Source organism: Streptomyces hainanensis, assembly GCF_004348415.1.
GTDB classification, from domain to species: domain Bacteria; phylum Actinomycetota; class Actinomycetes; order Streptomycetales; family Streptomycetaceae; genus Streptomyces; species Streptomyces hainanensis.
In genome coordinates, this window is the sequence record NZ_SMKI01000035.1 from 16,733 (window position 1) to 27,127 (window position 10,395).

At 75.4% G+C, this 10,395-nt stretch carries 10 protein-coding genes and 1 pseudogene; 5 read left to right on the forward strand and 6 right to left on the reverse strand.

The features are described 5' to 3' along the window. Positions 1 to 3: 3 nt before the first annotated feature. A complete protein-coding gene (radA, locus tag E1283_RS05335) occupies positions 4 to 1,440 on the reverse strand; it encodes a DNA repair protein RadA (RefSeq protein WP_132816702.1) in 1,437 nt (478 codons plus the stop codon). A gap of 124 nt (positions 1,441 to 1,564) precedes the next feature. Here radA and E1283_RS05340 point away from each other — a divergent pair, with 124 nt between their 5' ends. Beyond that, complete coding sequence (locus E1283_RS05340; protein ID WP_243744606.1) at positions 1,565 to 3,403, forward strand: BACON domain-containing protein; 1,839 nt, start codon at positions 1,565 to 1,567, stop codon at positions 3,401 to 3,403. 5 nt (positions 3,404 to 3,408) lie between these two features. On the opposite strand, the gene E1283_RS05345 is transcribed toward E1283_RS05340, so the two are convergent. Together E1283_RS05345 and E1283_RS05350 are read right to left on the reverse strand one after the other, a co-directional pair. Beyond that, the gene (locus E1283_RS05345; protein WP_132816703.1) at positions 3,409 to 4,050 is read right to left on the reverse strand and encodes a TetR/AcrR family transcriptional regulator; all 642 of its coding nucleotides are present in this window, start codon (positions 4,048 to 4,050) and stop codon (positions 3,409 to 3,411) included. Continuing rightward, positions 4,047 to 4,898: a sugar phosphate isomerase/epimerase family protein gene (locus E1283_RS05350; RefSeq protein ID WP_243744607.1), complete on the reverse strand. Its 852-nt coding sequence runs from the start codon at positions 4,896 to 4,898 to the stop codon at positions 4,047 to 4,049. The genes E1283_RS05345 and E1283_RS05350 overlap by 4 nt, the downstream gene beginning before the upstream one ends. A 75-nt stretch (positions 4,899 to 4,973) precedes the next feature. On the opposite strand from E1283_RS05350, the gene E1283_RS05355 reads away from it, so the two are divergent. Together E1283_RS05355 and E1283_RS05360 are read left to right on the forward strand one after the other, a co-directional pair. After that, complete coding sequence (locus tag E1283_RS05355) at positions 4,974 to 5,831, forward strand: ABC transporter ATP-binding protein (protein ID WP_132816705.1); 858 nt, start codon at positions 4,974 to 4,976, stop codon at positions 5,829 to 5,831. Then, the gene (locus tag E1283_RS05360) at positions 5,828 to 6,577 is read left to right on the forward strand and encodes an ABC transporter permease (protein ID WP_132816706.1); all 750 of its coding nucleotides are present in this window, start codon (positions 5,828 to 5,830) and stop codon (positions 6,575 to 6,577) included. Before E1283_RS05355 ends, E1283_RS05360 begins: the two co-directional genes overlap by 4 nt. Positions 6,578 to 6,667: 90 nt before the next feature. Here the strand turns inward: E1283_RS05360 and E1283_RS05365 are convergent, their stop codons facing one another. Next, positions 6,668 to 7,606 carry a Ppx/GppA family phosphatase gene (locus E1283_RS05365; protein WP_132816707.1) on the reverse strand — a complete coding sequence of 313 codons (939 nt, stop codon included), beginning with the start codon at positions 7,604 to 7,606 and terminating at the stop codon, positions 6,668 to 6,670. 36 nt (positions 7,607 to 7,642) lie between these two features. Here E1283_RS05365 and E1283_RS38555 point away from each other — a divergent pair, with 36 nt between their 5' ends. Next, positions 7,643 to 8,512, forward strand: coding sequence for a DUF3109 family protein (locus tag E1283_RS38555; RefSeq protein ID WP_243744608.1), 870 nt, complete (start codon positions 7,643 to 7,645; stop codon positions 8,510 to 8,512). Beyond that, positions 8,446 to 9,468: pseudogene (locus E1283_RS05370) on the forward strand (MATE family efflux transporter); the annotation flags it as partial. The gene E1283_RS38555 and the pseudogene E1283_RS05370, both read left to right, overlap by 67 nt. A 91-nt stretch (positions 9,469 to 9,559) precedes the next feature. Here the strand turns inward: E1283_RS05370 and rplI are convergent. Beyond that, positions 9,560 to 10,009, reverse strand: coding sequence for a 50S ribosomal protein L9 (gene rplI / locus E1283_RS05375; protein WP_132816709.1), 450 nt, complete (start codon positions 10,007 to 10,009; stop codon positions 9,560 to 9,562). A gap of 21 nt (positions 10,010 to 10,030) precedes the next feature. After that, positions 10,031 to 10,267, reverse strand: a complete 237-nt coding sequence (gene rpsR, locus E1283_RS05380; protein WP_018838794.1) for a 30S ribosomal protein S18 — start codon at positions 10,265 to 10,267, stop codon at positions 10,031 to 10,033. Positions 10,268 to 10,395: the final 128 nt, after the last annotated feature.

Consider the following 10,395-nt stretch of genomic DNA (forward strand, 5'->3'; position numbering starts at 1 on the left):
AGTCTACCGGCGCGCCTCCACTCCCCGGCTGGGCTCCGTGTCAAGGGCCTCCTCGGACTCTCTCGGCCGGCGCGGGCCGCGGCGGCCGGGCAGCACCCGCAGCGCCTCCCCGATGTCCCCGACCTCCAGCACCCGCATCCCCGGCGGGGCCTCGCCCGCGTCCGCCGGGACCAGTGCGTGCGTGAAGCCCAGCCGCGCCGCCTCCGCCAGCCGCCGCTGCACCCCGGTGACCCGCCGCACCTCGCCGGCGAGACCCACCTCGCCGACCGCCACCAGGTTCTTCGGGAGCGGGGTGTCGCTCGCGGCACTGGCCAGCGCCAGCGCCACCGCCAGGTCGGCCGCCGGCTCCGACAGCCGCACCCCGCCGACCGTCGCCGTGTAGATGTCGTTCTTCCCCAGGGCCGCTATCTGGCCGCGCTGCTCCAGCACCGCCAGGATCATCGAGACCCGCGACGGCTCCAGGCCCGAGGTGGTGCGCCGCGGCGACGGGATCTGGGTGGCCACCGTCAGCGACTGCACCTCGGCCACCAGCGGCCGCCGGCCCTCCAGGGTGACCGTGAGGCAGGTGCCCGGCACCGGCTCGTCCCGCCGGGTGAGGAAGAGCCCCGACGGGTCGGCGAGCGAGGTGATGCCCGCGTCGTGCAGCTCGAAGCAGCCCACCTCGTCCGTGGCCCCGTACCGGTTCTTCACGCCGCGCACCAGGCGCAGCCTCGCGTGCCGGTCGCCCTCGAAGTGCAGCACCACGTCCACCAGGTGCTCCAGCAGCCGGGGGCCGGCGATCGCGCCGTCCTTCGTGACATGGCCCACCAGGATGGTGGCCATCCCCCGCTCCTTCGAGGCGCGGATCACCGCGCCGGCCACCTCGCGCACCTGCGCCATGCCGCCCGGGGCGCCGTCGAGCTCGGCCGAGGCGATCGTCTGCACCGAGTCGAGCACCAGCAGGGCCGGCTTCACCACGTCCAACTGGCCGAGCACGGACGCCAGATCCGTCTCCGCGGCGAGATAGAGGTGGTCGTGGACGGCGCCGATCCGGTCGGCCCGCATCCGGACCTGGCCCGCGGACTCCTCGCCCGTGACATACAGCGTGGGCCGCTCGGCCGAGGCCGCCTTGGCCGCCACGTCCAGCAGGAGCGTGGACTTGCCCACGCCCGGCTCGCCGGCCAGCAGCACCACGGCCCCCGGCACCAGGCCGCCGCCCAGCACCCGGTCGAGCTCGGGAACCCCGGTGCCCCGCGCGGTGGCCCGCTTCCCGTCGACCTGGCCGATCGGCAGCGCGGGCGACGCCACCCGGGCCACGGCCGACGTGCGCAGCGCGGGCGCGCCACCCACCTCCTCCACCGTGCCCCAGGCCTGACACTCGGGGCAGCGGCCCAGCCACTTGGCGGTGGACCAGCCGCACTCGGTGCAGCGGTACGCGGGACGATCAGCTTTGCGTGCCATGCACGGAACGCTACCGTCGGCCACTGACAACGCGCGTCGTCCCCGGTACCCCCGTTGTCACCCGATGGGGCGAACCTCGCGCGGGTGGCGGGGTAGGTGCCCGCCGGGCGCCTACGGTCGCTGGGTGACGACCCGTAGCCGCGAACGCCGGGACGGCCTGCCGGCCCACCGGCTCGAAGGCGCGCCCCGCCGCATGGCGCGCACCGGCGCGCACCGCGCCGCGCCCGTCCGGCAGCCGCGCCAGGATCGCCCACCGCGCCAGGACGCCGAACCCCAGGACGCCGAATCCCGGGGCACCGAACCCCTGGGCGCCGAACCGCACGGCGTCGCGCACCCGCAGGCGGACCGCCGGGGCGCCCCGCCCGGTCCCGGGCGGCGGCGGGCGGCGCGCGGCGGCGGCCGCGCGGCCACCGCGCGGCCGGCCGGCCGCGCCTACGACGAGGCCTATCTCGACGGCCTGTTCACCTACTGCCTGTCCATCATGTGCGAGCACGACGCCGCCACCGCCGCGCTCGGCGAAACGTTGGCGCTCGCCGAGCGCCGACACGGCCGCGGCCGCCGCCCCGCCGCGCCCGAGCTCCAGCGCCCCTGGCTCTACGCCCTCGCCCGCTGGGTCTGCGTGCGCCGGCTGGCCGCCGACCGGCACGCCGGGCCGGCCGCCGCCGGGCCGCGCGCCGTCGGCGACGACGAGGAGGGCAGGCGTCGCCGCCGCGAACTCGCCTCGCTCGCCTGGCCGGAGGCCGCCGGCACCACCACCGAGCAGCGCGAGGCCCTGGAGCTGGTGGTCCGCCACCAGCTCTCGGTGGCCGAGGTCGCCCGAGTCCTCCGGCTCACCGCCTCCGCCGCCCACGCCCTGCTGACCACCGCCGCCTGCGAGGTGGAGCGCACCAGGGCGGCGCTGGCCGCCGTCGACGCGGCCGGCTGCCCGGCCGTCGCCGCGCTCTCCGGCGACGACCGGATGCTGCTCCTCGGCCCCGGGCTGCGCCGGGAGCTGGTGCGGCACGTCGACGAGTGCCCGTCCTGCCGGCTGGTGGCGCAGCGGGCGATGGCCGGCGTCGGCTGGCCCGGCACCTCGCCGCGCCGCGCCGGCCGGCTCGCGGTGCTCGCCGCGCCACGGGGTGCCGTCCGGGCCGCGCGGCTCGCGATCCACCGGGCCCGCGCCCAGCACGCGCCGCGCTACGACCGGGCCGGCTTCCCGGTGGAGGAGCGGGACCGGGCGGCCCGCCGCGAGCGGCTGCGCGGCCGCGTCGTCACGACCACGGTGGTGGCCACCGTGCTGGCCGCGCCGCTGCTGGCACTGTGGGCCGCCTACCGCTCGGCGCCCGAGGTCGGCGAGCCGGGCGACGTGGAGGGCACCGCGGCCACCGCCGAGGACGGCGTGGCCTTCAGCCGCGAACCCGACCCCGACCCCGGGGACGGCTCCGCCCCGGGCGGCGTGGCCGAGCCGGCGGAGCCCGGCCCGCCCGCCGAACCGGCCGAGGGCACGACGCCCGACCGCTCGGGGCACGCGGACGAGGACCCGGGCGCCGGAGCGGGCGAGGAGCCCTCGTCGCCCACCGGGCGGGGCCGGCTCACCGTCGACGCGGTGCCCAGCGACGTCGGCACCCGGATCACCCTGACCGCCACCGGCGACGCGCCCGTCAGCTGGTCGGCGGCCACCGACGCCGGCTGGCTCGTGTTGGACCGCACCGCCGGCACCCTGCGCCCCGGTGAGTCGGCGGTCGTCGAGGTGACCATCGACCGGGACCGCGAGCCGGCCGGGCCCTGGCAGGGCCGCATCACCGTCGACCCGGCGGCGGCCGTGATCACCGTCGAGGGCGACGGCGCCCCCGAGCCGCCGACCAGCGAGCCGCCGCCCACGCCGTCACCCGAGGACCCGGGGGATCCCGAGAACCCGGACGGCCCGGAGGACCCGGCGGATCCTGGCGAACCACCGGCCGGGGAGCCCACCCCCGGGCAGTGAACCCGTCAGCCCGGTGGCGGGCCCGTCAGATGGTGCTGCACGGCCGGCACCAGGCGGGCGACCAGCTCCTCGGCGTCCGCGCTGGCCAGCGGCTCGACGCGGAGGATGTACCGCAGCATCATCACGCCCACCAGCTGTGCCGCCGCCAGCTCGGCGCGCAGCCGGGCGTCCGGCGCGTCGAGGCGCTCGGTGATCCGCCCGACCAGCTGGCCGGCTATGAACGTGCGGAAGATGCCGGCCGCCGTGTCGTTGGTGATGGCCGAGCGGGCGATGGCCAGTATCGGGGCGCGGGTCACCGGGTTCTCCCAGACCCGGAAGAAGACGCCGGTGAGCCACTGCCCCAGCTGCTCGGGCGGCACGTCGGGCCGCAGCGACAGGTTGTCCGTGGCCGGCGCCGCGGCGGCGGCCACCGCGGCGCCGAAGACCTGCTCCTTGGTGCCGAAGTAGTGGTGCACCAGCGCCTGGTCCACCTCGGCGACGCGCGCGATACCCCGGATCGAGGCCGCGTCGTAGCCGCGCTCGGCGAACTCGGCGCGGGCCGCCGCCAGGATCCGGTCCCGGGTGGCAGGCCCGCCGCCCGCCGCCTCGGCACGCCTGGGCCGCCCGCGCCGGCGGCCGGCCGGCGCGGGCGTGGCGCCCGACGTCACGGGGACGTCCTGGCGGGCGCGACCGGGCTGGCAGGACCGGCAGGCGCCGTGAGGTGGCGGCGCGTGAAGGCCAACGCCTCGGCCAGGTCGGCCGCGCGCTCCTCGGCCGAGGTGGCCCGGCGGGTGTTGATCTCCGCGATCACGTGCCCCGCGTAGCCCATCGCCGCGAGCCGCTGGAGCAGCAGCGCGCACGGTTGGCCGCCGCGCCCCGGCACCAGGTGCTCGTCCTTGCCGGAACCCGTGCCGTCCGCGATGTGCACGTGGCCGAGCCGGTCGCCCATCCGGTCGGCCATGGCCAGCGCGTCGCTGCGGGACGTGGCGGTGTGCGAGAGGTCGAGCGTGAAGTGCGGGAAGTCCTCGTCGGTCGGGTCCCAGCCGGGGGCGTACGCGAGCATCTCGCGGTCCCGGTAGCGCCAGGGGTACATGTTCTCGACGGCGAACGTGACGTCCGTCTCCTCCCGCAGGCGCCGGATGCCGCGGACGAAGTCGCGCGCGTAGTGGCGCTGCCACCGGAAGGGCGGGTGCACCACGACGGTGTCGGCCCCGAGCCGCTCGGCGGCCGCCCTGGCGCGGGTGAGCTTGGTCCACGGGTCGGTGGTCCAGACCCGCTGGGTCACCAGCAGGCAGGGCGCGTGCACGGCGAGGATCGCCACCCCGTGCTGGTCGGAGAGGCGACGCAGCGCGTCGAGGTCCTGGCTGACCGGGTCCGTCCACACCATGACCTCGACCCCGTCGTACCCGAGCCGACCGGCTATCTCGAAGGCCGCCTCGGTGTTCTCCGGATAGACGGACGCGGTGGAGAGCCCCACCTTCGCCGCCGGTCCCTGATCTGCCGCGCGTTGTGCCACGGCGCCAAGCCTACGTGCCGGGTACGACGGCGGGACTTGACCGGAGCCGCTCCGCGCGCTTTTATTCATCGCGTGATGAATAAAAGCTCCCTCGACCCCGTGAGCGTGCGGGCGCACGACCTGCGCGTCACCCGTGGTCGCGTCCAGGTGCTCAAGGGCCTCGACTTCACCGTGCGGCGCGGCGGCGTCACCGGCCTGCTCGGCCCGTCCGGCTGCGGCAAGACGACGCTGATGCGCGCGATAGCCGGGATCCAGGCCAGGGCCACCGGCACCCTGGAGGTGCTGGGCCGCCCGGCCGGCAGCCCCGCGCTCCGGCCGCTGATCGGCTATGTCACCCAGGCGCCGTCCGTCTACCTGGACCTCACCGTCCGGCAGAACCTCGAGTACTACGCGGCCGTCCTCGGCGTGCCGCGCGCCGACCCGGCGATGGGGGCACCTCCCTGGGGGCACCTCCCAGCCGCCAGGCTGGGGGCTGTTAGCCGGGGGAGGGTGGACGCGGCGCTGGCCGACGTCGACCTCACCTCGCACGCCGGGGCCCTCGCCGCCGACCTCTCCGGCGGCCAGCGCTCCCGCGCCTCGCTCGCCGTCGCGCTGCTGGGCTCCCCCGAGCTGCTGGTGCTCGACGAGCCCACCGTCGGCCTCGACCCGGTCCTGCGGCGCGGCCTGTGGGAGCTGTTCCACCGGCTCGCCGGCCAGCACGGGGTCACGCTGCTGATCTCCTCGCACGTGATGGACGAGGCCGACCGCTGCGAACGGCTGCTGCTGATGCGCGCCGGCCGACTGCTGGCCGACGGCACCCCGGCCGAACTGCGCCGGCGCACCGGCGCCGACACCGTTGAAGAAGCGTTCCTGCGCCTGGTCGACGACGCGGACGACGCGGACGACGCCGGGGACGCCGACGACTCGGCCGCGCGAGCGGGGGAGTCGGTGTGAACGCCGTCCTCAGCCCGGCCAGGAGCCTGGCCACCGCCCGCCGCGTGCTCCGCCAGCTGGCCCACGACCCGCGCACCCTCGCCCTGTTGCTGCTGGTGCCGGTGGGGCTGCTGGTGCTCCTGTACTACGTCTTCGACGCCGACCGCACCTCGTTCGACGCCATCGGCAGCTCCCTGCTCGGCATCTTCCCGATGGTGACGATGTTCCTGGTCACCTCGATCGCCACGCTGCGCGAGCGCACCTCCGGCACCCTGGAACGGCTGATGACCATGCCGCTCGGCAAGGCCGACCTGGTCGCCGGCTACGCGCTCGCCTTCGGCGCCTTCGCCGTGCTGCAGGCCACGCTGGCCACCGGCGTCGCCCTCTGGCTGCTCGGCCTCGACATCGCCGGCTCCCCCTGGCTGCTGCTCCTGGTCGCCCTGCTGAACGCGCTGCTCGGCACCGCGCTCGGACTCTTCGTCTCGGCCTTCGCGGCCTCCGAGTTCCAGGCCGTGCAGTTCATGCCGGCCGTGATCTTCCCCCAGCTCCTGCTCTGCGGGCTCTTCGCGCCGCGGGACAGCATGCAGCCCGTACTGGAGGCCGTCTCCCACGTGCTGCCGATGTCCTACTCGGTGGACGGCATGACGCAGGTCCTGCGCCACCAGGACATCACGGGCGACTACGTGCGGGACGTCGTGGTGGTCGCGGGCAGCGCGCTCGCCGTCCTCGCGCTGGGCGCGGCCACGCTGCGGCGGCGCACGGACTGAGCGACGTGGCCGTCACGCCGTCGCCCGACCACGGGACGGGTACGCGCCGTGCGGGATGCGCCGTGCGGGGTGCGGGACGGCGCCGCGGCGTCAGCGGCCGCCGTCGCGCATGCGGTCGAGGCGGCGGAGGATGACGCCCTCGCGGAGCGCCCAGGGGCAGATCTCCACGGACTCCACCCCGAACAGGTCGAGCGCCGCCTCGGCCACCACCGCGCCGGCCAGCAGCTGCCTGGCCCGGCCCTCGGAGACGCCGGGCAGCTGCTGCCGCTCCCGGACCGGCAGCTCGGCCAGCTTCTGCCCCCAGGTCCGCAGGTCGGCGCGGCTGAGGTCGCGTCGCACGTAGAGCCCCTCGGAGGTGCGGGCGGCGCCGGCGATCCTGGCCAACTGCTTGAAGGTCTTGGACGTCGCCACCACCCGGTCCGCCGCCCCGAAACGAGTGAAGTCCCCGACCACCCGGGCCACTTGCGACCGCACGTCACGCCGCAGCGCCCGCACGTCCGCGGCGGACGGCGGGTCGCCTGGCAGCCTGGCCGACGTCAGCCGCCCCGCGCCGAGCGGCAACGAGACCGCCGCGTCCGGCTCCTCGTCCAGGCCCAACGCGATCTCCAACGAGCCGCCACCGATGTCGAACATCAACAGCCGCCCCGCCGACCAGCCGAGCCAACGGCGGGCCGCCAGGAACGTCAACCGCGCCTCGTCGGCGCCGGAGAGCACCTGGAGCGCCACGCCCGTCTCGTCCGCGACCCTGGCCAGCACCGAGTCCGCGTTGCTGGCCTCCCGCACCGCCGACGTGGCGAACGGCAACAGGTCCGCGACCCCCTGGTCCTCCGCGACCTCCAGCGCTTCCCGGACCGTCGTCACCAGCCGGTCGACGCCGTCCAGGCCGATCGCGCCGCGCGCGTCGAGCAGTTCGGCCAGCCGCAACTCGGTCTTGTGGGAGTAGGCGGGCAGCGGCCGCGCACCGGGATGCGCGTCAACCACCAGAAGGTGAACCGTGTTGGAACCGACGTCGAGAACACCGAGCCTCATGGAGGTCAACGCTACCGTCCCCCTTACCCTGAGTGTGTGGCTAAGACGAAGAGGGCGAAGCCGGGCACATCCGTCAAGAAGCTCAAGCAGCTCGACGGAGCGCGACGGCGTGCGGCGGGGGACGAGGTCGACCTCGACCACCCCAGGGCCTGGGTCGAGTTTCCCGACCCGACCGACCCCGAGCAGGTGTACCGCTGCGACCTGACGTGGCTCACCTCCCGGTGGCACTGCGTCTTCGGCCAGGGCTGCCAGGGCATCCAGGTCGGCCGCGCCTCGGACGGCTGCTGCACGCTCGGCGCGCACTTCTCCGACGAGGACGACGAACGGCGGGTCGGCGAGCACATGGCGCGGCTGACACCCGAGACGTGGCAGTTCCACGCCGAGGGCACCTCGGCCGACGGCTGGGTCGAGGAAGAGGACGGCGAGCGCCGCACCCGGCGGCTCGACGGCGCCTGCGTCTTCCTGAACCGGCCGGGCTTCGCGGGCGGCGAGGGGTGCGCGCTGCACACGCTGGCCCTGCGGGAGGGGCGGGAACCGCTGGAGACCAAGCCCGACGTGTGCTGGCAGCTGCCGGTGCGGCGCACCTACGACTGGGTCGACCGGCCGGACGGCGAACAGGTGCTGGTCGTCTCGATCGGCGAGTACGACCGCCGCGGCTGGGGCCCCGGCGGCCACGACCTGCACTGGTGGTGCACCGGCGCGCCGGCCGCGCACGGGGCGGCGGAGCCGGTGTACGTGACGTACCGGCCCGAGCTGACGGAGATGATGGGCAAGGAGGCGTACGGGGTGCTGGCGTCCCTCTGCGAGACGCGCCTGGCGGCGCTGACCGCCACCGGGAGTGGGCGTCGGCCGCTCCTGCCGTTGCTGCCGTTGCTGGCGCCGCACCCGGCGGACCCGGCGCCCTGACGGCCGCCCCGCACGCCGTCACCTACCTGCGGGTCAGCGCCGTCGGCCTGCCCGCCATGCTGATCGTCCTCGCCGCCACCGGCGTACTCCGCGGCTTCCAGGACACCAGGACCCCGCTCTACGTCGCCGTCGCCGGCTTCGCCGCCAACATCGCCCTCAACGCCCTGCTGATCTACGGCCTGGGCTTCGGCGTCGCCGGCTCCGCCTGGGGCACCGTCCTCGCCCAGTGCGCCATGGCCGCCGCCTACCTCCGCGTGGTGCTCCGCGGCGCCCGCGCGCACGGCGCCCGGCTGCGCCCCAGCGCCGCCGGCGTCCTCGCCAGCGCCCGCGCCGGCGTCCCGCTGCTGATCCGCACCCTCTCGCTGCGCGGCGTGCTGCTGATCGCCACCGCCGTCGCCGCCCGGTTCGGCGACGTCGACGTGGCGGCCCACCAGATCACCCTGACCGTCTGGACCCTGCTGGCACTGGCGCTGGACGCCGTCGCCATCGCGGGCCAGGCCATCATCGGCCGCTACCTGGGCGCCGACGACGCGGCGGGCGCCCGGTCGGCCTGCCGCCGGATGATCTGGTGGGGCGTCGTCTCCGGCGTCGTCATGGGCGTGCTGCTCGCCGCCGCCAGCCCCCTGCTGCCCCGGCTCTTCACCGGCGACGAGGCCGTGCACGAGCGGCTGCTCCCGGTGCTGCTCGTGGTCGCCGTCACCCAGCCCGTCGCGGGCGTCGTCTTCGTCCTCGACGGGGTGCTGATGGGCGCCGGCGACGGCACCTACCTGGCCGTGGCCATGCTGTTCACCCTCGCCGTGTTCACCCCGGCCGCGCTGCTCGTCCCCGAGCTCGGCGGCGGCCTCACCGCGCTGTGGTGGACGCTGGCCGGGCTGATGATGGGCACCCGGCTCCTCACCCTGCTGCCACGGGCCAGAACCGGCCGCTGGGCCGTCACCGGCGCCGTGCGCGCCTGAACGGCGCCGTGCGCCCCCGGGGACGCGAACGGCCGCGACCCGCCCGGCGTGAACCGGGAGGGCCGCGGCCGAGGGCCGATCGGCGAACGCCCTACTTGCCGGCGTCCACGTTGAGGCCGACGTTGGCGACGACCTCGGGGTGCAGCCGGATCGAGATCCGGTGCGAGCCCAGGCTCTTGATCGGCGTGCTGAGCTCGATCCGGCGCTTGTCCACGTCGGGACCGCCGGCGGCCTTCACCGCGGAGACGATGTCCGCCGGGGTGACGGAGCCGAACAGGCGACCGCCGGTGCCGGCCCGGACCTTCAGCCGGACGGTGACGCCCTCGAGCTGGGCCTTCACGTCGTTGGCCTGCTCGATCGAGGCGATCTCACGGATCTTGCGACCGCGACGGATCTGCTCGACGTCCTTCTGGCCGCCCTTGGTCCACCGGATGGCGGCACCGCGGGGCAGCAGGTAGTTACGGGCGTACCCGTCCTTCACCTCGACGACGTCGCCGGCCGTACCGAGGCCGGAGACCTCGCTGGTCAGGATGATCTTCATGGGGTCAGAACCACCCTTCCCTTAGCGCGCGGTCGAGGTGTAGGGCAGCAGCGCCATCTCGCGGCTGTTCTTCACGGCCGTGGCGACGTCACGCTGGTGCTGGGTGCAGTTGCCGGTGACCCGGCGGGCACGGATCTTGCCGCGGTCGGAGATGAACTTCCGCAGCAGATTGGTGTCCTTGTAGTCGACGTAGGAGATCTTCTCCTTGCAGAACACGCAGACCTTCTTCTTGGGCTTGCGCGGGGGCGGCTTCGCCATGCTGTTTCTCCGGTGAGTTCAAAAGAAGTGTGGGGTGAGCCGGCCGGCGACCTGGGTGGACGCCGCCCGGCGCGCCGTCAGAAAGGCGGCTCGTCCGAGTAGCCACCGCCGGAGCCACCGCCCCAGCC

What these genes read in the sequence shown, in the direction of transcription:
- rplI (WP_132816709.1), bottom strand. Translation starts at nt 10,009, where the DNA reads ATGAAGATCATCCTGACCAGCGAGGTCTCCGGCCTCGGTACGGCCGGC.
- E1283_RS05355 (WP_132816705.1), top strand. Translation starts at nt 4,974, where the DNA reads ATGAATAAAAGCTCCCTCGACCCCGTGAGCGTGCGGGCGCACGACCTG.
- radA (WP_132816702.1), bottom strand. Translation starts at nt 1,440, where the DNA reads ATGGCACGCAAAGCTGATCGTCCCGCGTACCGCTGCACCGAGTGCGGC.
- E1283_RS05365 (WP_132816707.1), bottom strand. Translation starts at nt 7,606, where the DNA reads ATGAGGCTCGGTGTTCTCGACGTCGGTTCCAACACGGTTCACCTTCTG.
- rpsR (WP_018838794.1), bottom strand. Translation starts at nt 10,267, where the DNA reads ATGGCGAAGCCGCCCCCGCGCAAGCCCAAGAAGAAGGTCTGCGTGTTC.